The following is a 25,722-nucleotide window of genomic DNA, read 5'->3' as shown; positions in this document are numbered from 1 at the left end:
TTTCGCGGTCACCGCCTCACCGGGGCCGCCCGACCCCGCGCCGTCGCCAAGTCCCCCCAACGGCGCTGTGACGATGGACTCCCAGACCTCACAGTCATCCCAGGCACCTCAATCGCCCCAGACACCTCATTCGTTCCAGGTCGACCTGCGCGGTCTGGTGGACCTGCTCTCCCAGCATCTCTACTCCAGTCCGAAGGTCTACCTGCGCGAGCTGCTCCAGAACGCGGTCGACGCCATCACCGCCAGACGTGCCGAGGAGCCGGGGGCGCCGGCCAAGGTGCGGCTGTACGCCGGCGGAGGCAGCCTGCGGGTCGAGGACTCCGGGGTCGGGCTGACCGAGGCGGACGTGCACAACCTCCTCGCGACCATCGGGCGCAGCTCCAAGCGGGCCGAGGGGTTGCAGGAGGCCCGGTCCGACTTCCTGGGGCAGTTCGGCATCGGTCTGCTGGCCTGTTTCGTGGTCGCCGAGCGGATCCGGGTGGTCAGCCGCAGCGCCCGTACGCCGGACGCGGCGCCCGTGGAGTGGACGGCGACGGACGACGGTTCGTACACCGTGCGGACGTTGCCGGACGACGCCCGCACGGAACCGGGCACCACCGTGCACCTGGTGGCGCGGGCAGGGGCGGCGGAGTGGCTGGCCGAGGAGCGGGTGCTGGCGCTGGCGCGGGACTTCGGCTCGTTGCTGCCGTACGACGTCCGGGTCGGCGACGAGTCGGTCACCGACCTGCCCGCGCCCTGGGACCGGCCGTACCCCTCCCCCGCCAACCGGCGGGTCGCCCTGGCCCGGCACTGTCACGATCTGTTCGGCTTCACTCCGCTGGACTCGATCGAGCTGAACGTGCCGCTCGCGGGGATTCGCGGCGTGGCCTACGTCCTTCCCTCGGCGGTCAGCCCCGCCCAACGGGCCGGTCATCGCGTCCACCTCAAGGGCATGCTGCTGACCGAGCGGGCCGAACAGCTGCTGCCCGACTGGGCGTTCTTCGTGCGGTGTGTGCTCGACACCGACAGCCTGCGGCCGACGGCCTCACGGGAGTCGCTGTACGAGGACGAGACGCTGGCGGGCGTACGGGAGGCGCTCGGCGAAAGGATTCGGTCCTGGCTGACGGGCCTTGCGGCCGGTGATCCGGAACGGCTGGCGGCCTTCCTGTCCGTGCACCATCTGGGCGTGAAGTCCCTCGCGCGGCACGACAAGGAGATGCTGCGCACGATGCTGCCGTGGCTGCCCTTCGAGACGACCGACGGGCGGCTGTCGCTGGAGGAGTTCGCGCAGCGGCACCCGGTGGTGCACTTCACGCGGACCGTCGAGGAGTACCGGCAGGTCGCGCCGATCGCGTCCGCGCAGGGCGTCGGGGTGATCAACGGCGGTTACACGTACGACAGCGAGCTGATCGAGGCGCTGCCCTCGGTGCGGCCGGGGACGGTCGTCGCCGAGCTGGACGCGGACACCGTTACCGCCCATCTGGACGCGGTCGACCCGGCCGAGGAGCTGGCCCTGTCGGGCTTCCTGGCGGCCGCGCGGGCGAAGCTCGACCCGCTGGGCTGTGACGTCGTCCTGCGCGCCTTCCATCCGCTGTCGGTGCCCGCGCTGCATCTGGACGACCGGGCGGCCCGGCACGAGCAGGCCCGCGCGGAGGCCGAGGAACAGGCCGACGACCTGTGGGCGGGCATCCTCGGCTCACTGCGCGGCAGCGCGCCACGCGCGCGTCTGGTGCTGAACCACCTCAACCCGCTGATCCGCAGGATCAGTTCGCTGGGCGATCCGGAACTGATCGGCACCGCCACCGAGTCCCTCTACGGGCAGGCCCTGCTGATGGCGCAGCGCCCGCTCAGGCCCGCCGACTCGGCGCTGCTGAACCGGGCCTTCATCGGGCTGCTGGAATGGGCCACGAACGGCGACGGAGGCCGCTGATGAGTGAGATCACCGACTTCGACTCGCTGCGTCAGGCGATGGCGGAGAACTCCGAGGAGCCGGAGGGTCCCGCCCGCAACGCCCGCGCGGAGCAGCTGCTCGTCGAGGCGGAGAAGCTGAACATCCCGCTCGCGGTGATCGAGGCGCTCGGGCACCAGCTGAAGGTCTACAACTACAGCTCCGAGAAGGACAAGATGTTCGTCCCCTTCGCGCGTCTGCTGCGCATGTGGGACGAGCGGCCCGAGGACTTCGACGAGTACGAGACGCATTCGCTGCACTGGGTCTTCAAGTGGATGTCGTCCGGCATGCTCGACCAGCCACACGTCCCGCTGGCCTCGATCGAGAAGTGGCTCGGCGAGATGGAGCACCGCTACCGGCTCGCCGGGCACTCCGAACGGGCCGTGCGCAGCGCCGAGTTCAGCGTGGCCGCGCATGCCGGGGACATGGCGCGGGCGGAGCGGGCGTACGGCGCCTGGCTGGCCGCGGACCGGGACAGCATGGCCGACTGTCACGCGTGCGAGCTGCACGGGCAGGGGTGGTGGCAGGCCGAGCTGGGCCGGGACGCCGAGGCGATCCGGCTGTGGGAGCCGGTCCTGGAGGGCGAGTTCACCTGCGCCCACGAGCCGCACACGGTCCTCGCGTCCTCCCTGGTGCCGCTGCTTCGGCTGGGCCGCCTGGACGAGGCCCGCGCCCACCATCTGCGGGGCTTCCGGCTCGTACGGGCGATGGAGAGCATGCGCGGGGCGTACGCGGACCATGTGGAGTTCTGCGTGCTGACCGGCAACGAGGCGCGCGGTCTGGAGCTGCTCGCGGAGCGTCCGTCGTACTTCACGGACGACGGGCATCCGCGCAGCAAGCTGGAGTTCATGACGGTGGTGGCCCTGCTCATGGACCGCCTCGGCGCGCTCGGGCTGGCCGAGCGGCAGGTGCCCGGTCCGGCGGGCCGCACCTGGACCGCCCGCGAACTCGCCGCGCACGCGCGCGAGGAGGCTCTCGCGCTGGCCGCACGCTTCGACGAGCGCAACGGCACGGCCCACATCAGCGAGCGGGCACGCGCGCGTATGGAGCAGCGGCCCCTGGTGCAGCGCCTGCCTCTGGGGGTGCGTACGGCGGCACGGCCGACGCCGGCGGTGCCGCCCGCGCGCGCTGCGGCGAGCGCGACGCAGGACACGCGGCCCGACCTGCCCGCGCTGATCGCCGAGGCACGGCGGCTGTCGGACACCCTCCAGCCCAACGCCGTCGAGGCGTGGGCCGCCGTCTCCCGGGCCGCGCAGGGCGTCGAGCTGGCCGCCCTCGACCGCGCGGAGATCGCCGACCACCGGGCGATGGACCTGGGCCCCGAGGGCATCCCCCTGTTCGAGGAGGCCGCGCAGCTGTACGCCCAGGCGGGCGACCCCGGGGAGGCGCTGGCGGCACGCGCGCGTGGAGCGTACGTACGCGCGCTCACGGGCGAGGTGTCCGAGGCCCTCACCACGATCGCCGGCCTGTACGACGAGGTGCTCGCGCTGTACGCCGAGGACGGCACGGGTGTGCGTCAGACGGCGGCGGTGCTGATGAGCCGGGCGCGGATCCTGATGCGGCGGGTGCACGAGGCCGAGGACGCGGTGCCGCAGTCCGTCGTGACCGACGCCTCGACCGCCGCCCGTGAGGTGCTGGCGATGGTCGACGGGCAGGCCGGGGACGACGTACGGCTGGCCTCGCGGGCCGCGGAGGCGCAGGCGATGCTCGCGGAGCTGGCGGCGCTCGCGGGGGACGTGGAGGGGGCCGCGGGGCTGTTCGCGCGGGCCTCGGCGGCGTTCGTGGGGGCGGGGCTGCCGTGGTTCGCGGTGGAGTACGAGGCCCGGCTGGCCGGGCTCGCGCACCATCTCGGCGACACCGCGGAGGCCGAGCGGGCGCTGCGGGCGGCCCTGGAGCACGGCGGGCCGCACCTGGAGGCCACGGGACGGGCCCAGCTGCACCTTCAGCTGGCCGAGGTGCTCGGCGGCCGGGGTCTGTCCGAGGAGGCCGCCGAACACGCGCTCCAGGCGGCGCACTGGGCCGACGAGGCCGGCGAGAGCCGGACGCTGGGCGCCTGGGCGCGGCACCAGCTCGGCGGGTTCCTGCTGCGGCAGGGGCGGTTCGCCGAGGCCGCCGAGGTGCTGGAGTCGGCGCTGCCCGACCTGAGCGCCGAGACGCACGGCGACGGGGCCGTCGTACAGACGCAGTGGTGGCTCGGCGACTGCCTCAGCGAGCTCGGCGAGCACCGCGCGGCGGCCGAACGCCGTTTGCGGGCCGCCGAGATCGCCCGGCACTGGCCCGAGCAGCACGACCACGCCACGCTCGCCCATCTGGCGGCCGAGTCGCTCGGCCACGCGGGACTGCACGCCGAGGCGGACCAGGCGTACGCGCGCGCGGGCGCGCTGTGGCGCTCCCTGGGCAATGTGCACGGCCTCGTCCGCTCGCTGCGCGCCCGCGCGTGGCTGGCGCTGGGCGCGGAGGACCTCGACGTGACGGCGTCCGAGCTGATGGCGAGCGCGGTCGAGGAGTGCCGGGCGGCGCTGGACGCGGTCGACGACGCGGAGGCCCGTGAGCGGCTCACCCTCGAACTAGGTCACACCCACCGGCAGTTCGGCGACCTCCTCGCCCGTTCCGCCGCCGAGGACGCCGAGGACGAGTCGATCCGAGGCGCGCTGGAGGACGCCCTGTCCCAGGTGACGCAGGCCGTCACGGTGTTCGCTTCCCTGGGCGACGAGGCCCTGCCCAGCCGCACCGGCGCCGAGCTCGCCGCGGGCTGGCTGGAGGCCGACCTGAGCCGTCCGGCCGAGGCGGCGGCACGCGCGCGTGCGGTGCTGGCGGCGTTCGACGGTGCCGGGGAGGACGACGAGGCGGCACAGGAGCGGCGCGCGGAGGCGGAGCAGATGCTTGAGGTGGTGGCGGAGCAGGAGACGCCGTAGGGCTCACTCCACGCCGATGAGCAGCAGCGCCCCTTGCCGCCCGCCCTGGTAGACCACCGTGTCGACGGCGAGGTACGACTCCCGTACGCGTGCTTCGAGGTGCTCGGCGATGGTCTCGGGCGCCTCGTCGCCGAGGACGAGGGTGACGAGTTCGCCGCCGGCCGCGAGCATGCGGTCCAGGACGGTCTCGGCGGTGGCGGTGACGTCCGTGCCGATCACGGCCACGTCGCCGTCGATGAGGCCCAGGACGTCGCCGGCCTGGCAGATGCCGGCCATGGTCCAGGACTGGCGCTCGGCGACGGCGACCTCGGCGTAGCGGGTCGCGCCGGCCGCCGAGGTCATCGACACGACGTCCTCGTCGAAGCGGCGCTCGGGTTCGTGCACGGCGAGCGCCGCGATGCCCTGGACCGCGGAGCGGGTGGGGATCAGCGCCACGCGGATGCCCTCGACGCGGGCCTGTTCGGCCGCCGCGGCGGCGGTGTGGCGCAGGTCGGCGTCGTTGGGCAGCAGCACGACCTCGCGCGCGTGGGCACGCCGTACGGCCTCCACGAGCTCCCCGCTGGCGGGCGGCTCCCCGGGGCGCGCGAGGACGGTCGTCGCGCCGGCCTCGCCGTACAGCCCTACCAGGCCCTCCCCGGGCACGACGGCGACGACGGCCCGCTGGACCCGCTCCCGGGGCGCGCGCTCGCCGGTGGTGTGCGCGTCACCCTGCCCGAAGTGGGTGATCCGGATCCGGTACGGCCGCCCGGCCTCCACCCCGGCCTCCACGGCGGCCCCGGCGTCGTCGACGTGCACATGCACGTTCCACAGCCCGTCGCCGCCGACGATCACGAGCGAGTCCCCGAGACCGTCGAGCCGCTCCCGCAGCCGCGCCACGGCCGCGTCCCCGGCCTCCAGGAGGTAGATCACCTCGAAGGCGGGGCCGCCCCCGTCCACGGCATCGGCGCACTCCTCGACGACGGCGACGGAGGCATCTGCGACCGGTGCCGAACCGACGCGCACGCGCGTGTGCACCCCGGAGACCCCCGGGACCGCCTCGCCCGTGAACGTCTCCACCAGCGCGCCCAGCACCGCCACCAGCCCCCGCCCGCCGGCGTCGACCACGCCCGCGCGCTCCAGGACCGCCAGCTGTCCGGGCGTCGCGGCCAGTGCCGCACGCGCCCCCTCGAAAGCCGCCCGTGCGACCGCGCCGCAGTCCCCCTCGGCCCCGTCGGCCGCGTCGGCGGCGGCCGAGGCGACCGTGAGGACCGTGCCCTCGACGGGGTGGGCCACGGCCTGGCGGGCGGAGTCGGCGGCCTGTCGCAGGGCGAGGCGGAGACCGGAGCCGTCGGTGTGAGCCGTCTCACCGGCGGTGGCGAGCACCTCGGCCATGCCCCGCAGCAGCTGGGCGAGGATCGTCCCGGAGTTCCCGCGGGCCCCGATCAGGGCGCCGTGCGCCATCGCGCGGGCGGCGTCCGCCAGGGTGGGCTTCCCCACCTCGTACGCGGTGAACACGGCCTCCACGGCCGCGACCGCGGACTCCACGGTCAGATACAGGTTGGTCCCGGTGTCCCCGTCGGCCACCGGGTAGACGTTGATCGCGTCGATCTCCTCACGCGCCCGTCCGAGTGACTCCAGCGCGAGACCGCACCAGGTGCGCACCGCGAGAGCATCGAAGAATGTCTGCGGTACCTGCGCCACCTGCGCCTCCTTGAGCTGCCGGCCGTGGCACGCAGCGTAGACCCAGGGCCGGTGTGTGCCGGAAGAGGGCCTGGAGCGGGCTTCTGAGCAGCCATGGTAGTTTCGTTGTACTGGCGCAGTCGTTGTATGCTGCTCCGGTTGCCCGATGCAGATCGGGCCATTCCCCCTGGCAACGCCACTCAGATCTCTGATCCTGCGATCTCGATCCCGGCCTGCCGGGTTCAACCGTAAGTGCATCTGAAGTCTTTGGAGTGACCCGTGGCTGCCAACTGCGACGTCTGCGGCAAGGGGCCGGGCTTCGGCAACAACATCTCGCACTCGCACCGCCGTACGTCCCGTCGCTGGAACCCGAACATCCAGCGCGTCCGTACCGTGGTCGGCGGGACGCCGAAGCGCGTGAACGCCTGCACCTCGTGCATCAAGGCCGGCAAGGTCTCGCGCTGACGCCAACAGCTGAGCGCGCGGCCACTGCTGGTTCGCCGCATTGAGCCGGTCCACCGCAAGGTGGGCCGGCTTTTTGCGGTACCTGCCTGCACCCGGCACTGACCTGCCAGAATCCCGGGCATGCGCTTCGGCATCCTGGGACCTCTGGACGTACGCACGGACGACGGCACTCCAGTGGACCCCGGTGGCCCCCGGCCCCGGGCGCTCCTCACGCTGCTGCTCCTCGACGCCGGCCACGGGATCTCCACACAGCGGCTGACCGACGGCCTCTACGGCGCCGAGCCGCCCAACGGATCCGCCAACGCCCTGCAGTCCCAGATCTCCCGGTTGCGCGGACGTCTCGGCCCGCATGCCGAGATAGAGGCGACAGCGACCGGATACCGCCTCGTCACAGCCGCGGACACGGTGGACGTCCGCCGGTTCGAGCAGCTGGCCGCGCGGGGACGTGCCGCCCTCGCCGCCGGGGACCACCAGCAGGCCGCGGCCGGACTCCGCGACGCGCTCGCCCTGTGGCGCGGCCCCGCCCTGCCCGATCTCCCGGACGCACACGCCGAGCGCACCCGGCTCGAAGAGCTCAGGCTGGCCGCCGTACAGGACCGTGTCGAGGCGGATCTGGCGCTCGGCGGCGGATCCGAACTCGTGCCGGAACTGCGGTCCCTGCTGGCCGCGCATCCGCTGAGCGAGCGGCTGTACGGGCAGTTGATGCGGGCGCTGCACGCGGGAGGACGGCCCGCCGAGGCGCTGACCGTGTTCGAGGAGGCCCGGCGGGCACTCGCGGAGGAGCTGGGGGCCGACCCGTCGCCCGAGCTGTCCGCACTGCACCTGGAGCTGCTCCAGGGGCGCAAGAGCGAGCGTCGGCGCGTCCCCGTCCAGCTCACCCGCTTCGTCGGCCGGGAGGCGGAACTCGCCCGGATCTCCGCGTTCCTGACCGACACCCCCGGCTCCCGCCTCGTCACCCTCACCGGCCCCGGTGGCGCCGGCAAGACCCGGCTGGCGATCGAGGCGGCGAGCGGGCACGCCGACATCTGTTACGCCGAGCTGGCGCCCCTCACCGACGGGGCGCAGATCCCGTACGCGGTCCTGACCGCCCTCGGCGTACGCGACGGCTTCCGCACGCCCACGACGGACGGCACCGAGCGGCTGCTGGCCGCTCTGGAGGACCGCGAACTCCTGCTCGTCCTCGACAACTGCGAGCACCTCGTGACGGACGCGGCCCGGCTGGCCGCGCAGCTCCTCGGCACGTGCCCCGGGGTGCGGGTGCTCGCCACCAGCCGGGAGCCGCTGGGCATCACCGGTGAGGTCCTGATCCCGGTCCCGCCGCTGCCGCCGGAGCCCGCCGGCCGCCTCTTCCTCGACCGCGCGCGGGCCGTGCGCCCCGGATTCGCCGGCCACGCGCGCGTGGCCGGGATCTGCGCGGCCCTCGACGGGCTGCCCCTCGCCATCGAGCTGGCGGCGGCACGGCTGCGCACCCTCACCCCTGACGAGCTCGCCGACCGCCTCGACGACCGGTTCCGTCTCCTGTCCCGCGGCGACCGCTCCAAGGCGCCCCGGCATCGCACCCTGCGTGCCGTCGTGGAGTGGAGCTGGGACCTGCTGGACGAGGAGGAACGGGAGCTGGCGATGCGGCTGACGGTCTTCGCGGGCGGGGCCGGCCTGGATGCGGTCGAGGCGGTGTGTGCGACCCCGTACCCGGAGGATCTGCTGGCCTCGCTGGTGGAGAAGTCGTTCCTGGAGGTGTCCGAGGGGCGGGAGGTGTCCGAGGGGCGTTACCGGATGCTGGAGACCATTCGCGCGTTCGCCGCCGAGCGGCTCGAAGAAGCCGGGCAGGCGCACCGGCTGCGGGACGCCCACGCCATGTACTTCCGGGGGCTCGCCGAGCGCGCGGAACCCTGTCTGCGCGGCGGTGGGCAACTCCCCTGGCTGGCCCGTCTGGACGCCGAGCGGGACAACCTGGACGCGGCCCTGCGGCACCTCGTCGCCACGGCCCCCGAGGACGCCCTGCGGCTGATGGCCGCCCTGTCGTGGCTCTGGCGGCTGCGCGCCCCGCACGGCGAACAGGTGCCCCTGGCCCGGGCCCTGCTGGCGGCGGTCGGCGAGACGCCTCCCCAGGGGCTGGCCGAGGAGTACGCCCTGTGCCTGATGAACACGGTCACCGGCCGCGGCGACGACCCCGGTGAACCGGACCGCATCGCGCGCGTGGCCCCGCTCATGCACACCATGGACGAGCCGCTGCGGCTGCCGTTCACCATGGTCCTGTGGTCGCTGGCCGCCGGCCCGCTGTACGCGGTGGACGACGACCTGCTCGCCGTACAGGTGGGCGACGAGCCGTGGGGCCGTGCGCTGCTGGACCTGGGGCTCGCCTACCGGGCGCAGTTCACGGGCGACCCCGTGGCCGCCGAGGCCGCCTTCGCGCGCTCGCTGGCCGGCTTCCGCAGGACCGGGGACCGCTGGGGCATGGCCAACTGCCTCGATCCGCTGGGCGGTTTCGCGGGCCGGCGGGGTGATTACGGCCGCGCCTTGGAGCTGTTCGACGAGGGCCTGGTGCACGTCCGGGAACTGGACGCCCCCGAGGAGACCTCGGACCTGCTGCGCTCCCGGGCCACCGTGCTGCTGCACCGCGGCGACACCGAGGAGGCGGTGGCCCAGCTCACGCACGCCGCCGACCTGGCCCGCGCGGCCGGGGCCCCGGACAAGGTGGCTGCCGCCCGGCGCGGTCTCGGCGACGCGGCCCGGCTGACCGGGGACACCGCCCACGCGCGCGTGCGCTACGAAAGCGCCCTTCAGGCCTGCGCGGCGAACTGGTTCAGCGTCGGCGAGACGGTCCTGATCCTCGTCGGCCTCGGCCGCACGGCCGCCGCCGAGGGCGATCTCGAACAGGCCCGCGACTGGTTCGCGCAGGCCCGCACCCACGCCCTGGACTCACCCGACGCCCTCACCCTGGCGGCCGTCGCCGACGCCCTCGCCGCCGTCGCCCCGCACCCCGAACGGGCGGCCGAACTCCTGGGCGCCGCCGAGGGCCTGCGGGGGGCCTCGGCCGGGGGCGACCCCGACGTCGTACGGACGCGGAGGGCGGTACGCGGGGCGCTGTCCCCCGAGGCCTACGACAAGGCCTTCGAGCAGGGCAGGAACCTGCGGTCAGCGGCGGTCAGCGAACGGTAGGAGGACGGTCAGCGCCCCCGCCGAGGCTGCTGCGCATGACGAACAAGACGCACGACCTCAGCCACCTCACCGTCCTGATCTCCGGCGCCAGCGTCGCCGGTCCGGCCCTCGCGCTCAGCCTGCTCCGGTACGGCGCCCGGGTCACCGTCGTCGAGAAGGCGCCGGCACTGCGCGGGGGCGGCTTCGCCGTCGACTTCCGCGGGCACGTGCACCGCAAGGTCCTCACCGAGATGGGCATCTGGGACGAGATCCACCGCCGCCAGACCCATATGGGCCGCCAGCTCGTCGTCGACGCGGACGGCTCCCCCAAGGTCGACCTGCCCTCGGAGATGATGAGCGGTGACGTGGAGATCTTCCGCGGCGAACTCTCGCGCATCATGTACGAACGCACCCGGGACCGCGCGGAGTACGTCTTCGGCGACTCGATCGCCACGCTCACCGACACGCCCCACGGTGTCGACGTCACCTTCGACAAGAGCCCCGCCCGCCGCTTCGACCTGGTGATCGGCGCGGACGGTCTGCACTCCCGCACCCGTTCGCTCGTCTTCGGCGACGAGTCCGGCCACCTGCGCTTCTTCGACCACTACGTGGCCGGCTTCGACATCCCGAACCACCTGGGCCTGGACCGCACCGGCCGGGTCTACAGCGAGCCCGGCCGGGCCATCGCCCTCGGCAACTACGACGGCGACCCGGACCGCGCGGGGGCGCTGCTGGTCTTCCGGTCCGAGCGGCTGTCGTACGACCGCCGGGATGTCGGCGCGCAGAAGCGGATCCTCGCCGAGCGGTTCGCGGGGATGGGCTGGGAGGGTCCGAACGTCCTCAAGGCCCTGGAGGCGGCCGACGAGCTGTACTTCGACGCGATCGCCCAGATCCACGTCGACCGGCTCACCCGGGGCCGGGTGGCGCTGCTCGGGGACGCGGGGTACGGCGCCACGATGGGCGGCATGGGCACCGGTGTGGCGGTCGTCGGCGCGTATGTCCTGGCCGGTGAACTGGCGCTGGCCGGCGGGGACCACCGTACGGCGTTCGCCGCGTACGAGTCGCGGATCACGGCATTCGCCAAGGGCTGCCAGAAGACCTCGGGCAACGCGGGCCCGTTCTTCGCCCCGGCGACCGAGCGGCGGATCCGCAGCCGGGACCGGATGTACCGGCTGCTCGCCTCCCGCCCGCTGGCGGCGTTCTTCAAGCGGATCACCGAGAAGTCGGCGACCAACATCAAGTTGCCGGAGTACCCCGTGTGAGGGCCCAGCCGTGGTCCACGGGACCGATTCCGCCGCCGAGCGCGAACCCGGCGGCGATGGCCCCGGTGACGTACTCCTTGGCGGCCGCCACCGCCTCCGGTACGGACTGCCCCTTGGCGAGCTGCGAGGCGATCGCGGACGCGAGGGTGCAACCCGTGCCATGGGTGTGCCGGTTGTCGTGGCGCGGGGCGCGCAGCCAGTGCTCCTCGGAGCCGTCGGTGAGCAGGTCCACGGCGTCACCGGAGAGGTGGCCGCCCTTCACCACGACCCAACGGGGGCCGTACGCCAGCACCGCCGCCGCGGCACGTCTGAGGTCGTTCTCGGACTCGACGTGCACGCCGGCGAGTTGGGCCACCTCGTCGAGGTTGGGGGTCGCGACGGTCGCCACCGGCAGCAGCTTCGTTCGTACGGAATCCAGCGCGGACGCCGCCAGCAGCGAGTCCCCGTGCTTGGAGACGCCCACCGGATCGACGACCGTCGGTGCGTCCGTGCCGCCGATCAACTCGGCGACGGTCTCGACGAGTTCGGCCGACGCGAGCATGCCCGTCTTGATCGCCTGGACGCCGATGTCGTCCACGACACTGCGGTACTGCGCCCGCACCGCGTCCACCGGCAGTTCCCAAGCGCCCTGCACGCCGAGGGAGTTCTGCGCGGTGACCGCGGTGATCACGCTCATGCCGTGCACGCCGAGGGCGAGCATCGTCTTCAGGTCGGCCTGGATGCCCGCGCCTCCGCCGGAGTCGGAGCCCGCCACCGTAAGGACGCCCGGGATCATGACTCGATGTCCCCGCCGAAGTGGTCCCAGCCGCCCTTCTTGGTCCACGGCGCCCCGTCCACCGTCACCTGGGGCAGCGCGGAGGGGTTGAGGACCTCGCCGATGACCTTCCAGCGGGCCGGGAGCTTCACGTCCGGCGGGAAGGTCGCCACGATCGCGTGGTCCTCTCCTCCGGTCAGCACCCACTGCATGGGGTCGACACCGACGGCCTGCCCGATGTCGTTCATCTGGGACGGGATGTCGATCGCGCCGGAGCGGATGTCGATCCGGACCTTGCTGGCCTCCGCGATGTGCCCGAGGTCGGCGATCAGCCCGTCGCTCACGTCGCACATCGCGGTCGCGCCGAGCCCGGCGGCGGCCGGACCGGCGTGATACGGCGGTTCGGGGCGCCGGTGCGCCTCCACGAAGGCGCGCGGCGAGCGGAAACCCCGGGCCAGCACGGCGTATCCGGCGGCGGACCAGCCCAGCCAGCCCGTCACGGCGACGAGGTCGCCGGGCTGCGCGCCCGCCCGCGTCACGGGCTCCTGGTTGCGCAGATCACCGAGCGCGGTGATCGACACCATGATCGTGTCGCCCCGTACGACATCCCCGCCGACCACCGAGGCGCCCGCGACCTGGCACTCGTCGCGCAGGCCGTCCATCAGCTCGCTCGGCCAGGTCACCGGGAGTTCGGCCGGCACGACCAGACCGAGCAGCAGCGCCGTCGGCACGGCGCCCATGGCGGCGATGTCCGCGAGGTTCTGCGCGGCGGCCTTGCGGCCGACGTCGTACGCCGTGGACCAGTCGCGGCGGAAGTGCCGTCCCTCCAGCAGGATGTCGGTGCTGGCGACCACCCTGCGGTCGGGCGCGGCCACCACCGCGGCGTCGTCGCCGGGGCCGACCCGGACCGCCGGGGTGGTGGTGAGACGGGAGGTGAGCTCCCTGATGAGCCCGAACTCACCGAGCTCACCAACAGTGCCCTTCATTGCCCTGACGCCCCTTCTGTCCCTGTCCGCACCCGGTCGCGCGTCCCTACTGTCCTCGATACGGTCGAGGTGTACGTCAACTTCCGTAGCCCCCGCACCACGGCGCGGGGACCCTGGCCATCGAGGGTCTCCCCGTGACGAGCGGCGACGCGATACCGTGGCGTTCCTTTTCCCCACATGATCCTCGTGGCCGCCCTGGAGGTTCCGTGGTACAGGCGTACATCCTGATCCAGACGGAGGTCGGCAAGGCGTCGACCGTCGCCGAGACGATCAGCAAGATCCCTGGAGTCATCCAGGCCGAGGACGTCACCGGACCGTACGACGTCATCGTGCGCGCCCAAGCCGACACCGTCGACGACCTGGGTCGCCTGGTGGTCGCGAAGGTCCAGCAAGTGGACGGCATCACCCGCACCCTGACCTGCCCGGTCGTACATCTGTAGCCCCCGTCTACCCTTGGCCTGTGAACTCTTTCCGTCACCGGCCCATTTCTGTCATCGGGCTGCCCGCGCTCGTCCTGCTGATCACCGCGGCGGGCTGCTCATCAGCAGACGGCAGCGCGTCGGCGGCGGTTCCCAGCCCCGGCGCGAAGGCCGCCGAGCTGTGCCAGAACCTCGACAAAGTACTGCCGGCCAAGGTGGACGGTGCCGGCCGTGCGGATCCCTCGCCCGCGTCCACGCTGACCGCGGGCTGGGGAGACCCGGCGATCATACTGCGGTGCGGTGTCGTACGGCCGACGAAGATGAGCGACCCCAAGGTGGCCGAGGGCAGGGACGAGGACGCGGTGGCCGGTGGCGTGAACGGCGTCAGGTGGCTGATGGAGAAGGACGGCGACGGGGGTTACCGGTTCACCACCGCGTTGCGTCGCGCGTACGTCGAGGTCAGCGTGCCGGAGGGCCGGGACAGTTCGGGTGTGCTGATCGATCTGGCGTCGGCCGTCAAGAAGGCGATCCCCGAGGGGATCGCCGACTGAACGGTGCCCGTCTGAGCCGTACGGCTCCTACCTGAGGCCGGTGGAACGCCTGAGCGCCGCCTGGATCAGCCGGTCCACCAGGTCCGGGTAGCTGATCCCGCTCGCCTGCCACATCTGCGGGTACATCGAGATCGGCGTGAAACCGGGCATCGTGTTGATCTCGTTGATCACGAACTCCCCGTCCTCGGTGAGGAAGAAGTCCGCGCGCACCAGGCCCTCGCACGAGGCCGCCTCGAAGGCGTCCACCGCCAGGCGCTGCACCTGCGCCGTCTCCTGTGCCGTCAGCGGCGCCGGCACGATTCCAGGCGTGGAGTCGATGTACTTGGCCTCGAAGTCGTAGTACGCGTGCGCGTCCGGCGGCGGGATCTCGGCGGGGGCGGAGGCGCGCGGGCCGTCCTCGAACTCCAGGACGCCGCACTCGATCTCACGGCCGCGCAGCGCCGCCTCGACGAGGATCTTGGGGTCGTGCCGCTGGGCCTCGGCGATCGCCTCGTCCAGGCCGGACAGGTCCTCGACCTTGGTGATACCGATCGACGAGCCCGCGCGCGCGGGCTTCACGAAGAGCGGCCAGCCGTGGTCACCGGCGAGGTCGACGATCTTCTTGCGGGCGGCGGACTCGTCCTGCTCCCACTCGCGCGGCCGGATCACCACATAGGGGCCCACCTTGAGCCCGAACGAGGTGAACACCCGCTTCATGTACTCCTTGTCCTGGCCGACGGCCGAGGCGAGCACGCCGGACCCCACGTACGGCACCCCGGAGAGCTCCAGCAGGCCCTGGAGGGTGCCGTCCTCGCCGTACGGCCCGTGGAGCACCGGGAAGACGACGTCGATCTCGCCCAGCGCCTTGGGCACCGATCCGGGCTCGGTGTAGACGACTTCGCGGTTCGCCGGGTCGACGGGGAGCACCACGCCGCCCTCGCTCGACTCGGCCAACTGCTCGACGTCGGGCGTACGGCGCTCGATGATCGTCATGCGTTCCGGATCGTCGGCGGTGAGCACCCAGCGGCCGCTCTGCGTGATGCCGATCGGCAGGACGTCGTACTTCGTCCGGTCGATCGCGCGCAGTACGGCGCCGGCGGTGACCATGGAGATCCCGTGCTCGGAACTGCGGCCGCCGAACACGACGGCCACACGCGGCTTGCGCTGCGGCTGGTCTGGGCTCTGGGGGAGGTTCTCGGTGCTCATATCGCGATGAGCGTACCCGCCCGTAGGGTCCGAGTCAGCGTCCGGAGGGTGGCATTCCCTCGGCGTCGCCCGGTGTCGCTCAGCGTCGCTCGGGCTTGGCGCTGCGCGACATCAGCTCCTTGAGGGCGACCACCGGCGGCTTGCCCTCGTGCACGATGTCGACGACCGTCTCCGTGATCGGCATCTCGACGCCGTGCCTGCGGGCCAGATCGGCCACCGACTCGCAGGACTTGACGCCCTCGGCGGTCTGCTTGGTGACCGCGATGGTCTCCTGCAAGGTCATGCCCTTGCCGAGGTTGGTGCCGAAGGTGTGGTTCCGGGACAGCGGCGAGGAGCAGGTCGCCACCAGGTCACCGAGGCCGGCGAGGCCTGAGAAGGTGAGGGGGTCCGCGCCGAGCGCGATCCCGAGGCGGGTCGTCTCCGCGAGGCCGCGGGTGATCAGCGAGCCCTTGGCGTTGTCGCCGAGGCCCATGCCGTCCGCGATGCCGACGGCGAGGCCGATGACGTTCTTCACGGCTCCGCCCAGTTCGCAACCCACCACGTCCGTATTGGTGTACGGGCGGAAGTACGGCGTGTGGCAGGCGGCCTGCAGGCGCTGGGCGACGGCCTCGTCGGTGCAGGCGACGACCGCGGCGGCCGGCATGCGGGAGGCGATCTCACGGGCCAGGTTGGGGCCGGTGACGACGGCGATGCGGTCGTGGCCGACCTTGGCGACGTCCTCGATGACCTCGCTCATCCGCATGGTGGTGCCGAGTTCGACGCCCTTCATCAGCGACACCAGGACCGTGCCCGGCGCCAGCATCGGGGTCCACTCGGCGAGGTTGGCACGCAGGGTCTGGGAGGGGACGGACAGCACGGTGAAGTCGGCGCCGGCCATGGCCTCGGCGGGGTCGGTGGTCGCCCGCATGCCCTGCGGGAGCTCCACGCCGGGGAAGTAGTCGGGGTTCGTCCGGGCCGAGTTGATGGCCTCGGCGACCTCGGGGCGGCGGGCCCACAGGGTGACCTCGCAGCCGGCGTCGGCGAGGACGATGCCGAACGCGGTGCCCCACGAACCGGCACTCAGGACTGCCGCCTTGACGGGCTTGCTCACGTGCCCTGCCCCTCTTCCTGCTCGGCCTTCTGCGTCCGTCGGTTCTGCGCGGCGGTCCTGCGACGCTGCTCGATGCGCTCCCGGCGCGGGTCGTACGGCGTCCTGGGCGCCTTCTCGCCGCGGATCTCCTCCAGCTGGCGGGTGACGGCGGCCATGATGACCTCGGTCGCCTCCTTCAGCAGCTCCGGGGACATCTCCTTGTCGTAGAAGCCCGTCAGGTCCACCGGCGGGCCGGCGAGCACCTTGTGGGTCTTGCGCGGAAGGAGGTTGAGCTTCTTGGCGTAGGGCGGCAGCAGTTCGTTGGCGCCCCACTGCGCGACAGGGATGACCGGGCACTTGGTCTGCAGGGCCACGCGTGCGGCACCGGTCTTGCCCGTCATGGGCCACTGGTCCGGGTCCCGGGTGATGGTGCCCTCGGGGTAGAACGCGACGCATTCACCGCGCTCCACGGCGTCGATCGCGGCCCGGAAGGCGCTCAGTGCGTCGGTGGTCTCCCGGTAGACGGGGATCTGCCCGGTGCCGCGCATCGCGGCGCCGACGAATCCCTTCTTGAAAAGCGCGCTCTTCGCCAGGAATCGCGGAACCCGGCCGGTGTTGTACTGAAAGTGCCCGTACGTGAAGGGATCGATGTGCGAATTGTGGTTCACAGCGGTGATAAATCCGCCCTCGGCCGGAATGTGCTCCATTCCACGCCAGTCCCGCTTGATCAGAACCACCAGCGGCGGTTTGCAGAGCACCGCGGCGAAGCGGTACCAGAAGCCGATTCTGCGGCGGGGCACGCGTGCACCTTCCTCTAGGGATCAAGGACGTCGGGCCTGGGGGCCGCACAAGTGTCGCCCCAGGCCGCCGGTCTGTCGAGAACACCGTACGCCTCGCCGCCCCCACTGCCAGATGGCCCTGGTGACGGCTGAGTGACAATGACCGCGACTAGAGAGGGACGGAACACTCGTGCAGTGGACCTTGGTCGTACCCCTGAAGCCCTTGGCGCGGGCGAAGAGCAGGCTTTCGGACACCGCGGCCGACGGGCTGCGCCCAGGACTGGCGCTCGCCTTCGCCCAGGACACCGTGGCGGCGGCCCTGGCATGCCCCGCGGTGAAGGATGTGGCAGTCGTCACGGACGACGCCCTGGCCGGGCGTGAGCTGGGCGCACTTGGCGCGCACATCGTCCCCGACGAGCCCGGCGGCGGCCTGAACACCGCGCTGGCGCACGCCGCCGCGGTCGTACGCGCCGCGCACCCCGAAATCCCGGTGGCCGCCCTGAACGCCGACCTCCCCGCCCTGCGCCCGCTGGAATTGGCCCGGGTCCTGGACGCGGCAGTCGAATTCCCCCGCGCATTTCTCGCGGACGCGGCGACAATCGGCACGACACTGCTGGCCGCAATGCCGGGCCACGAATTGCTGCCGGCATTCGGCACGGATTCCCGAGCCCGCCACCGAGAGTCCGGGGCGGTGGAGCTGCGCCTCGCCGGGGTGGATTCGGTACGCCAGGACGTGGACACCGGCGAGGATCTGCGAGCCGCGCTGGCGTTGGGCGTGGGCCCACGTACCGCGGCAATGGCGGCAGCGCTGACGCGTCCCACAGGGGCGCGGGGAACCGCGCGAGGGGCCCCCACGGCGCGGCAGTCGAACCACAACCCCACATAGGCTGGACGCATGCAGGCCACCGCTTACACATACGACGCCGAAACCCGATCCGGCAGCGTCCTCCTGGACGACGGCACCCCCGTCCCCTTCGACGCCCCGGCCTTCGACGCGGGCGGCCTGCGGCTGCTGCGCCCCGGACAACGGGTCCGCATCGAGACGGAGGGCAAGGGCGAGTCCCTGCACATCACGCTGGTGACGCTGCAGACCCTCTGAAAACACGCCGCGGGCCGGACTCCCCACGGAGTCCGGCCCGGCGCGTGAGTGCCCCTGTGCGGTCCTACCTGCTGCGCGTGGTCCTCTTGGCGGTGGACTTGCGCGCCGTCGACTTCTTGGCCGGCGCCTTCTTGGCGGTCGCCTTCTTCGCCGGGGCCTTCTTGGCCGTCGCCTTCTTGGCGGTGGTCTTCTTCGCCGCGGTGGTCTTCTTGGCGGCGGCGGTGGTCTTCTTCGCCGTCGTCTTCTTCGCGGTGGTCTTCTTGGCGGCGGCCGTGGTCTTCTTCGCCGTCGTCTTCTTCGCGGTGGTCTTCTTCGCCGCCGCCTTGGTGGTCTTCTTCGCGGCGGCCTTCTTGACCGTCGCCGCGGCACCACCGGTCAGGCTGCCCTTGGGCGCCTTCTTGACCGCGACCTCGCCGCCCCGCGGGAGCTTCTTCGAGCCGCTCACCAGGTCCTTGAAGCCCTGACCCGCACGGAAGCGCGGGACGGAGGTCTTCTTGACCCGAACCCGCTCGCCCGTCTGAGGGTTACGGGCGTACCGAGCCGGACGGTCGACCTTCTCGAACGAACCGAAGCCGGTGACCGAGACCCGCTCACCCGAGACAACCGCGCGGACGATCGCGTCCAGTACGTGGTCGACAGCATCGGCGGCCTGCTGGCGGCCACCCATCTTGTCGGCAATCGCTTCTACGAGCTGCGCCTTGTTCACGTCTTCCCCTTCGGAGACATCGCCAGAACGAAAGTGTTCAAGCTTTTTCGCACGTTAGGCAGATATATACCGCAAATCAAACACGAAACGGGCTAATCACCCTTGTGCCGCAACAGACTCGGCTGTCTCGAAGGTGTTCAGCGTTCCTCTTCGGGGAATCGCCCCGCGTCGAGATCCGCCATGAACCGCTCCAGACGCCTTGTCGCTTCGGCGACGTCGTGCTTGGCCGCGGCCGTAATGACCAGCAGCTTCCGGGTCAGCGCCATCCGTACGCCCTCCGGGACTTGCAGTGCGCGCACCCTTCCATGCGCTTCCTTGAGTTGGTCCGCGACTGCCGCATAGAGCTCGAGTTGGCCGTCGTGTTCCATGCACAGATTGTGCCATCTGGGGCGAGTTGTCGCCTGCCAGGGGTGCAACTCCGGCCTCAAATGGCCTTCCGGGCACTTGCGGAAGCCGCGGACACACCACTCGCGTACCCCGGCAACACCCGTCGTAACGTGGGAAGTTGAGCGCGGTACGCAAGCGGGGCAGGGCCGTTCGGGTGCAGACATGGCAGTACCCCCGATCGGGCTGATCGGGGGTACTGAAGGGGCGTTGCGGTGTCCGAAAGTCGCCTTGCGCGCGAGCTCGGGGTCCCGGAGGGGGCGGTTTCGCTCAGACCTTGAGCGTGCGCGGCTTGAACGACGGCCGCTTCGCCTCGTAGGCGGCGATGTCGTCCTCGTTGCGGAGGGTGATCGAGATGTCGTCGAGGCCGTTCAGCAGCCGCCAGCGGGAGTTCTCGTCCAGCTCGAAGGATGCGGTGATGCCCTCGGCGCGCACCTCACGAGCCTCAAGGTCCACAGTGACCTCAGCTGTCGGGTCCTTCTCGGTGAGCTCCCACAGCGCGTCCACGATCTTCTGCTCCAGAACCACCGTGAGCAGGCCGTTCTTGAGCGAGTTACCGCGGAAGATGTCCGCGAAGCGCGAGGAGATGACGGCCTTGAAGCCGTAGTTCTGCAGCGCCCACACGGCGTGCTCACGGGAGGAACCGGTGCCGAAGTCGGGACCGGCGACCAGGACCGTGGCGCCCTGCCGCTCGGGCTGGTTGAGGATGAACGTCTCGTCCTTGCGCCAGGCCTCGAACAGCCCGTCCTCGAACCCGTCCCGGGTCACCTTCTTGAGCCAGTGAGCAGGGATGATCTGGTCGGTGTCGACGTTGGAGCGGCGCAGCGGGACGGCCCGGCCGGTGTGCTTGGTGAATGCTTCCATGACTGATCAGACTCCAGCGGGCGTACGGGTCTCGACGTCGGACAGGTCGGCCGGGGATGCCAGGTGGCCCAGGACCGCGGTGGCCGCCGCGACCTGCGGCGACACCAGGTGCGTACGACCGCCCTTGCCCTGCCGGCCCTCGAAGTTGCGGTTGGAGGTGGACGCGGAGCGCTCACCGGGGGCCAGCTGGTCGGGGTTCATGCCCAGGCACATCGAGCAGCCCGCGTGCCGCCACTCGGCGCCGGCCTCCTTGAAGACGACGTCCAGGCCCTCGGAGACGGCCTGCAGACCGACCCGCGCGGAACCGGGGACGACCAGCATCCGTACGCCGTCGGCGACTTTGCGGCCCTTCAGCAGCTCGGCCGCCGCGCGCAGGTCCTCGATGCGGCCGTTGGTGCAGGAGCCTACGAAGACGGTGTCCACGTTGATGGAGCGCAGCGGCTGGCCGGCCTCCAACCCCATGTATTCCAGGGCCTTTTCAGCGGCGAAGCGCTCCGAAGCGTCTTCGTACGAAGCAGGATCGGGGACGGACGCCGAAAGCGGGGCGCCCTGGCCCGGGTTGGTGCCCCAGGTGACGAACGGCGACAGCTCGGCGGCCTCGATCACGACCTCGGCGTCGAACTCGGCGTCCTCGTCCGTCTTCAGCGTCTTCCAGTACGCGACGGCGGCGTCCCAGTCCTCGCCCTCGGGCGCGTGCGGGCGGCCCTTGAGGTACTCGAAGGTGGTCTCGTCGGGGGCGATCATGCCCGCGCGGGCGCCGGCCTCGATCGACATGTTGCAGATGGTCATCCGGGCTTCCATCGAGAGCTGCTCGATGGCGGAGCCGCGGTACTCCAGGACGTAGCCCTGGCCGCCGCCCGTACCGATCCGGGCGATGATCGCCAGGATCAGGTCCTTGGCGGTGACGCCGTCGGGCAGTTCGCCGTTGACCGTGATGGCCATGGTCTTCGGGCGGGACATGGGCAGCGTCTGGGTGGCCAGCACATGCTCGACCTGGGAGGTGCCGATGCCGAAGGCCAGACCGCCGAAGGCACCGTGCGTGGAGGTGTGGGAGTCACCGCAGACCACGGTCATACCGGGCTGGGTCAGCCCCAGCTGCGGGCCGACGACGTGCACGACGCCCTGCTCGACGTCGCCCAGCGGGTGCAGACGCACACCGAACTCGGCGGCGTTCTTGCGCAGCGTCTCCAGCTGGACGCGGGAGACCGGGTCGGCGATGGGCTTGTCGATGTCGAGGGTCGGGGTGTTGTGGTCCTCGGTGGCGATGGTCAGGTCGAGCCGGCGCACCTGGCGACCGCTCTTACGAAGGCCGTCGAAGGCCTGCGGGCTGGTCACCTCGTGCAGCAGGTGCAGATCGATGAAGAGGAGGTCGGGCTCGCCCTCGGCGCGCCGGACGACATGGTCGTCCCAGACCTTCTCCGCGAGTGTCCTACCCATCGCTTTCCCTCCGGCCGGTATACGGTCCACCGGCCCAACTAGAGATCTTGAGAAGGCGACCCGCGCCCGCGCCCCTGCTTCCGGGCGTTCGCCGCCAGGCCCGTTCTGTTTACGGGCCGCTCTGCCTTCGTTCTTCCAGAGTGGCGTGTTCCACGGAAAATTGAACTTGCGTTTCACAGAGTGAGACGCGAGTATCGTTTCATGGACAACAGTAGCGGCGTCGGCGTTCTGGACAAGGCAGCCCTTGTCCTGAGCGCCCTGGAGTCCGGTCCGGCCACCCTCGCGGGGCTCGTCTCGGCCACCGGACTGGCACGACCCACGGCTCATCGACTGGCCGTGGCTCTGGAACACCACCGCATGGTGGCGCGTGACATGCAGGGCCGTTTCATTCTCGGCCCTCGCCTGGCAGAACTGGCCGCGGCGGCCGGCGAGGACCGTCTCCTCGCCACGGCGGGCCCGGTCCTCACCCACCTCCGTGACGTCACCGGCGAGAGCGCGCAGCTCTATCGCCGCCAGGGCGACATGCGCATCTGCGTCGCCGCGGCGGAGCGCCTGTCCGGCCTTCGGGACACCGTCCCGGTCGGCTCGACGCTCACGATGAAGGCGGGCTCCTCCGCGCAGATCCTCATGGCCTGGGAGGAGCCCGAGCGCCTGCACCGCGGCCTGCAGGGCGCCCGCTTCACGGCCACCGCTCTCTCCGGCGTACGACGCCGTGGCTGGGCCCAGTCGATCGGCGAGCGCGAGCCGGGCGTCGCGTCCGTCTCCGCGCCGGTGCGCGGCCCGTCGAACCGCGTGGTGGCCGCCGTCTCGGTCTCCGGCCCCATCGAGCGCCTGACCCGTCACCCGGGCCGTATGCACGCCCAGGCGGTCATCGACGCCGCCGCCCGCCTCTCCGAGGCACTGCGCCGCACGGGCTGAGGGCGCCGACGATGTCGTATCCCCGTCGGCGAAGGACCGGCCTCAACGCCGCGGCAGGTCCTGGACCGACGGGGAGCTGATCACCCCAAGGGGCGCGGGGCCGTTTCGATTTGCGACTCCGCCGTGTGGTCGCGCAGTCGCCGCGCCTCTAGGGCCCGTCGTTTGGATCATGCCGGCGTCGCCTGAAATGCGCAGTCCCTCTCAGCCGACCTGATCCAAACGACAGGCCCTAGTCGGCCGCACTCCCGGATCGATACGCGTACCGATCCTTCGCGTACCGGCCCCGCCGCTCCACCGGCACTTGGCCATGCGCGGCGGCCAACCCGAACGCCGGCATGTCCGCGTAGATCGACTCGTACGAGCCCTCCGGCACGACGTACGCCTCGTGCCACAACCCCACGTGTCCCCGCACCCGGCCCGCCCGCTCCCTGCGGTTGATGATCCCCCACGCCTTGTGATGGAACATGTCCGGCGACGACGCGTACGCGTAGAGCTTCTCCTTGGACTCCCAGTACTGCACGACGTAGTACGTCCGCGGTGACGCCGTCAGCAGCACGCGCCCCAGCAGCCCCCGGTCGCCGTCCCGCGCAAGCTCCCCCAGCATGCGGAACATCGACAGCATGACCGGGAGCCACTGGTGCACCGCCCAGAAGTGGTTGATCCGCATCCCGATGAGCAGCACCACCACATCGCCCTCGGCCGCCGCGGTCGTACGGCCCGACACCGGCTTCGCGAACACGGTGACCCCCGGTTCCCTCGTCGGATAGCGGCACTATCCTTCTGGTCGATGCTTGGATAGTGGCACTCCCCAATGAGGCGCAAGACATGCGGCTGGCCGAACTCAGCGAGCGCAGCGGGGTGCCCACCGCGACGATCAAGTACTACCTGCGCGAAGGCCTGTTGGCGCCGGGCCGGCAGATCAACGCCCGCACGGCCGAGTACGACGAGGACCATCTGCGCCGGTTGCGCCTGGTCCGCGCGATGATCCAGGTCGGGCGCGTTCCGGTGGCGACGGTCCGTGAGGTGCTCGGGCACGTCGACGACGACTCCCTCCCCCGCACGATCCGTATGGGCGCGGCGCTGTGGGCCCTGCCACAGATCCCCGAGCCGGACGAGGAGGACGAGCACGTCCGGGCCGCACACGATGTCGCCGATCAACTGCTGGAGTCCCTGGGCTGGTCGAACGCCCAGGCGTTGGTCACGATCTCACCCTCGTACCGCTCGTTGGTGGTGGCGATGGCCGCGCTGAGGCGGCTCGGTTACGACTGGGACCCTCAACTGCTGCTGGCGTACGCGCGGTTGATGCACGGGGCGGCGGCCCTGGACCTGGACTTCGTGGAGAGCCATGGTTCGGAGGCGGAGAAGATCGAGACGGCGGTGCTGGGGACGGTGCTCGTCGAGCCGATGCTCCAGGCCCTGCACCGGCTGGCGCAGGAGGAGGAGTCGGCGCGGCGGTACGGCTTCGGTGAGCAGGAATGACGAAGGCCCCCCACCGAAGTGGAGGGCCTTCACTCTGTGTACCCCCGACCGGATTCGAACCGGCGCTACCGCCTTGAGAGGGCGGCGTGCTAGGCCGCTACACAACGGGGGCGTGGACGCTGCGTTTCCGCAGGCCCGAGCTGGTCTACCTGGACTCGAACCAAGACTAACTGAACCAGAATCAGTCGTGCTGCCAATTACACCATAGACCAATGTGGTTTAGACCAGTCAGTACCCCCGACCGGATTCGAACCGGCGCTACCGCCTTGAGAGGGCGGCGTGCTAGGCCGCTACACAACGGGGGCCCTAGCGATTCCGAGAAGATCGGAACCAGTACCCCCGACCGGATTCGAACCGGCGCTACTGCCTTGAGAGGGCAGCGTGCTAGGCCGCTACACAACGGGGGCTTTGCAGATGAGCTCTGCGAGCTGGCCTACCTGGACTCGAACCAAGACTAACTGAACCAGAATCAGTCGTGCTGCCAATTACACCATAGGCCACTGGAACGCAAGCCCCTGTGGGGATCTTGTTCTAGTTTGCTCCTCCGGTTCCCGGCCTTTCGGCCCGCTCCCCGGCGGCGCAGGAAGAACATTACCTGAAGGTGGACGGGGCTCCAAAACGGGTATCCGCGCCGAGGATCGCGGGGAGTTCGGCGAGGGAGGCGATCCGGTGCGGTCCGCCGGGGCCGTCGTCGCTGGTGTACGCCCCGTCGCGGTCGATCCACACCGACAGCAGCCCGGCGGCCGCGGCACCGCGTCCGTCGATGTCCGGGTGATCTCCGACATACGCGACCTGGTGCGGGGCGAGGTCGAGAGCGGCGCAGGCGGCGTGGAAGGCACCGGCCTCCGGCTTGGAGACACCGAGCTCGGCGGCGCACAGGATCGCCTCGAAACGGTCGTGGACGCCGAGCACGCGCAGCTTGCGGTCCTGGACGGTGAGGCTGGAGTTCGACAGCACCGCGTGCCGGTGGCTGGCGGCGAGCAGGTCCAGGACGGGCAGGACGTCCGGGAAGAGGGCCCAGGCGGCCTCGTAGTGACCGATGTAGCGCTCGAACCAGGCGTCGGCCTCGGCGTCCGTCAGCTCCACGCCCAGGAAGACCCGTACGCGATCACGCCGCTGCCCCTGGAAGGTCGTCTCCCCGGCGGAGAACCGGGCCCACTGGGAGTGCGTGACCTGCTGCCACCGCACGAGGGCCTGCTCGACGCTGTCGTATCCGTCGAGCAGGCCCTCGGTCAGCAAGTGCTCCCGCATTCCCGCGCGGTCCGCCGCGGTGTAGTCGAAGAGGGTGTCGTCCACGTCCCAGACCACGGCCCGAATCCCCATGATCCGACGGTAACCCGGACGACGGGCGTCTGTCCGTCAGTTGACCGTGGTCGTCCCGGTCACGGTGAGGGCGGGTCCCTGCTCGTCGCGGGGCTGGGCGGTCAGTTTCCAGGTGTACGTGCCGTTGATCCGGCGGCCGTCCTCCCCGTAGCCGTCCCAGGCGGCGCGGACGGCGGCGCCCTTGGTGCTGCCGGTGAGGCTGCGCACCGTCGTGCCGCTGCCGTTACTCAGGGTGAGCGTCCAGGTGGCCGGCTTGTTGAGCTGCCAGACGGGCTGCCAGGGGCTGCTCTTCGTCGGGCCGGACGGCACGGCGTCCGTCCGGGCCTCCATCTGCGCGAGCGCCGAGGCGGGGACCCCGCTGCCCACGATCGACACCTCGCCGAACGTGCCGTTGAGGTAGGCG

General features: G+C 71.4%; 24 protein-coding genes and 5 tRNA genes. 11 read left to right on the top strand and 18 right to left on the bottom strand.

The window, feature by feature from the left end; translation table 11 throughout:
* The first annotated feature begins 73 nt into the window (after positions 1-73).
* Complete coding sequence (locus ACZ7NC_RS26325) at positions 74-1,909, top strand: HSP90 family protein (protein WP_471491773.1); 1,836 nt, start codon at positions 74-76, stop codon at positions 1,907-1,909.
* Complete coding sequence (locus ACZ7NC_RS26320; RefSeq protein ID WP_471491772.1) at positions 1,909-4,842, top strand: tetratricopeptide repeat protein; 2,934 nt, start codon at positions 1,909-1,911, stop codon at positions 4,840-4,842. The genes ACZ7NC_RS26325 and ACZ7NC_RS26320 overlap by 1 nt, the downstream gene beginning before the upstream one ends.
* Before the next feature lie 3 nt (positions 4,843-4,845).
* Here the strand turns inward: ACZ7NC_RS26320 and ACZ7NC_RS26315 are convergent, their stop codons facing one another.
* On the bottom strand, positions 4,846-6,522 hold the full coding sequence (locus ACZ7NC_RS26315) for a DAK2 domain-containing protein (RefSeq protein WP_471491769.1): 1,677 nt from the start codon (positions 6,520-6,522) through the stop codon (positions 4,846-4,848).
* Between the two features lie 258 nt (positions 6,523-6,780).
* On the opposite strand from ACZ7NC_RS26315, the gene rpmB reads away from it, so the two are divergent.
* The 3 genes from rpmB (at position 6,781) to ACZ7NC_RS26300 (ending at position 11,366) form a co-directional block, all read left to right on the top strand.
* Entirely contained in the window at positions 6,781-6,966 is a 186-nt protein-coding gene (gene rpmB, locus ACZ7NC_RS26310) for a 50S ribosomal protein L28 (RefSeq protein ID WP_003993230.1), read from the top strand.
* 120 nt (positions 6,967-7,086) lie between these two features.
* Positions 7,087-10,125 (top strand): ATP-binding protein, encoded by a 3,039-nt coding sequence (locus ACZ7NC_RS26305; protein WP_471491768.1) that lies wholly within the window; start codon positions 7,087-7,089, stop codon positions 10,123-10,125.
* Between the two features lie 35 nt (positions 10,126-10,160).
* A complete protein-coding gene (locus ACZ7NC_RS26300) occupies positions 10,161-11,366 on the top strand; it encodes an FAD-dependent monooxygenase (RefSeq protein WP_471491766.1) in 1,206 nt (401 codons plus the stop codon).
* Here ACZ7NC_RS26300 and thiD read toward each other — a convergent pair.
* Together thiD and ACZ7NC_RS26290 are read right to left on the bottom strand one after the other, a co-directional pair.
* On the bottom strand, positions 11,341-12,141 hold the full coding sequence (thiD, locus tag ACZ7NC_RS26295; protein ID WP_471491764.1) for a bifunctional hydroxymethylpyrimidine kinase/phosphomethylpyrimidine kinase: 801 nt from the start codon (positions 12,139-12,141) through the stop codon (positions 11,341-11,343). The two genes, ACZ7NC_RS26300 and thiD, sit on opposite strands and share 26 nt — an antisense overlap.
* Positions 12,138-13,106 (bottom strand): thiamine-phosphate kinase, encoded by a 969-nt coding sequence (locus tag ACZ7NC_RS26290; protein WP_471491762.1) that lies wholly within the window; start codon positions 13,104-13,106, stop codon positions 12,138-12,140. Before ACZ7NC_RS26290 ends, thiD begins: the two co-directional genes overlap by 4 nt.
* A gap of 206 nt (positions 13,107-13,312) precedes the next feature.
* Here ACZ7NC_RS26290 and ACZ7NC_RS26285 point away from each other — a divergent pair, with 206 nt between their 5' ends.
* Together ACZ7NC_RS26285 and ACZ7NC_RS26280 are read left to right on the top strand one after the other, a co-directional pair.
* Entirely contained in the window at positions 13,313-13,546 is a 234-nt protein-coding gene (locus ACZ7NC_RS26285; RefSeq protein ID WP_020121007.1) for an Lrp/AsnC family transcriptional regulator, read from the top strand.
* Between the two features lie 20 nt (positions 13,547-13,566).
* Positions 13,567-14,076: a DUF3515 domain-containing protein gene (locus ACZ7NC_RS26280; protein ID WP_471491760.1), complete on the top strand. Its 510-nt coding sequence runs from the start codon at positions 13,567-13,569 to the stop codon at positions 14,074-14,076.
* Between the two features lie 27 nt (positions 14,077-14,103).
* Here the strand turns inward: ACZ7NC_RS26280 and ACZ7NC_RS26275 are convergent, their stop codons facing one another.
* From ACZ7NC_RS26275 to ACZ7NC_RS26265, 3 genes are all read right to left on the bottom strand, one after another.
* A complete protein-coding gene (locus ACZ7NC_RS26275) occupies positions 14,104-15,261 on the bottom strand; it encodes a D-alanine--D-alanine ligase family protein (protein WP_471491758.1) in 1,158 nt (385 codons plus the stop codon).
* 79 nt (positions 15,262-15,340) lie between these two features.
* Complete coding sequence (locus ACZ7NC_RS26270; protein WP_471491756.1) at positions 15,341-16,351, bottom strand: NAD(P)H-dependent glycerol-3-phosphate dehydrogenase; 1,011 nt, start codon at positions 16,349-16,351, stop codon at positions 15,341-15,343.
* Entirely contained in the window at positions 16,348-17,130 is a 783-nt protein-coding gene (locus ACZ7NC_RS26265; protein ID WP_471491755.1) for a lysophospholipid acyltransferase family protein, read from the bottom strand. Before ACZ7NC_RS26265 ends, ACZ7NC_RS26270 begins: the two co-directional genes overlap by 4 nt.
* Positions 17,131-17,299: 169 nt before the next feature.
* Between ACZ7NC_RS26265 and cofC the strand changes: the two genes are divergently transcribed.
* A complete protein-coding gene (cofC, locus tag ACZ7NC_RS26260) occupies positions 17,300-17,995 on the top strand; it encodes a 2-phospho-L-lactate guanylyltransferase (RefSeq protein ID WP_471491754.1) in 696 nt (231 codons plus the stop codon).
* Between the two features lie 9 nt (positions 17,996-18,004).
* Positions 18,005-18,208 (top strand): hypothetical protein, encoded by a 204-nt coding sequence (locus tag ACZ7NC_RS26255; protein ID WP_147993981.1) that lies wholly within the window; start codon positions 18,005-18,007, stop codon positions 18,206-18,208.
* Between the two features lie 64 nt (positions 18,209-18,272).
* Here ACZ7NC_RS26255 and ACZ7NC_RS26250 read toward each other — a convergent pair whose 3' ends face one another.
* From ACZ7NC_RS26250 to leuC, 4 genes are all read right to left on the bottom strand, one after another.
* A complete protein-coding gene (locus ACZ7NC_RS26250; protein WP_471491752.1) occupies positions 18,273-18,914 on the bottom strand; it encodes an HU family DNA-binding protein in 642 nt (213 codons plus the stop codon).
* A gap of 137 nt (positions 18,915-19,051) precedes the next feature.
* Positions 19,052-19,282, bottom strand: coding sequence for an SCO5555 family protein (locus tag ACZ7NC_RS26245; RefSeq protein WP_328878980.1), 231 nt, complete (start codon positions 19,280-19,282; stop codon positions 19,052-19,054).
* 286 nt (positions 19,283-19,568) lie between these two features.
* Positions 19,569-20,162, bottom strand: coding sequence for a 3-isopropylmalate dehydratase small subunit (leuD, locus tag ACZ7NC_RS26240; protein WP_471491750.1), 594 nt, complete (start codon positions 20,160-20,162; stop codon positions 19,569-19,571).
* 6 nt (positions 20,163-20,168) lie between these two features.
* Positions 20,169-21,599, bottom strand: a complete 1,431-nt coding sequence (gene leuC / locus ACZ7NC_RS26235; RefSeq protein WP_471491747.1) for a 3-isopropylmalate dehydratase large subunit — start codon at positions 21,597-21,599, stop codon at positions 20,169-20,171.
* A 201-nt stretch (positions 21,600-21,800) separates the two neighbouring features.
* On the opposite strand from leuC, the gene ndgR reads away from it, so the two are divergent.
* Positions 21,801-22,517, top strand: a complete 717-nt coding sequence (gene ndgR, locus ACZ7NC_RS26230) for an IclR family transcriptional regulator NdgR (RefSeq protein WP_031485194.1) — start codon at positions 21,801-21,803, stop codon at positions 22,515-22,517.
* 229 nt (positions 22,518-22,746) lie between these two features.
* On the opposite strand, the gene ACZ7NC_RS26225 is transcribed toward ndgR, so the two are convergent.
* Positions 22,747-23,256 carry a DUF4188 domain-containing protein gene (locus ACZ7NC_RS26225; protein WP_471491745.1) on the bottom strand — a complete coding sequence of 170 codons (510 nt, stop codon included), beginning with the start codon at positions 23,254-23,256 and terminating at the stop codon, positions 22,747-22,749.
* 86 nt (positions 23,257-23,342) lie between these two features.
* On the opposite strand from ACZ7NC_RS26225, the gene ACZ7NC_RS26220 reads away from it, so the two are divergent.
* A complete protein-coding gene (locus tag ACZ7NC_RS26220) occupies positions 23,343-23,996 on the top strand; it encodes a MerR family transcriptional regulator (RefSeq protein ID WP_471491917.1) in 654 nt (217 codons plus the stop codon).
* Between the two features lie 39 nt (positions 23,997-24,035).
* Here ACZ7NC_RS26220 and ACZ7NC_RS26215 read toward each other — a convergent pair.
* The 7 genes from ACZ7NC_RS26215 to ACZ7NC_RS26185 form a co-directional block, all read right to left on the bottom strand.
* Positions 24,036-24,108, bottom strand: a tRNA-Glu gene (locus tag ACZ7NC_RS26215).
* Positions 24,109-24,136: 28 nt separating this feature from the next.
* Positions 24,137-24,208 (bottom strand) — tRNA-Gln (locus tag ACZ7NC_RS26210).
* Positions 24,209-24,228: 20 nt separating this feature from the next.
* Positions 24,229-24,301: transfer RNA gene (locus ACZ7NC_RS26205), tRNA-Glu, on the bottom strand.
* 29 nt (positions 24,302-24,330) lie between these two features.
* Positions 24,331-24,403, bottom strand: a tRNA-Glu gene (locus tag ACZ7NC_RS26200).
* A gap of 21 nt (positions 24,404-24,424) precedes the next feature.
* Positions 24,425-24,496, bottom strand: a tRNA-Gln gene (locus ACZ7NC_RS26195).
* Between the two features lie 91 nt (positions 24,497-24,587).
* Positions 24,588-25,319, bottom strand: a complete 732-nt coding sequence (locus ACZ7NC_RS26190) for an HAD family hydrolase (protein ID WP_471491744.1) — start codon at positions 25,317-25,319, stop codon at positions 24,588-24,590.
* A 36-nt stretch (positions 25,320-25,355) separates the two neighbouring features.
* Entirely contained in the window at positions 25,356-25,685 is a 330-nt protein-coding gene (locus ACZ7NC_RS26185) for a FlgD immunoglobulin-like domain containing protein (protein WP_471491741.1), read from the bottom strand.
* Positions 25,686-25,722 lie beyond the last annotated feature (37 nt).

This window comes from Streptomyces sp. NPDC111802, assembly GCF_055634335.1.
The sequence above is the reverse complement of the archived record's forward strand: the minus strand, read 5'-3'. Positions and strand labels throughout refer to the sequence as shown.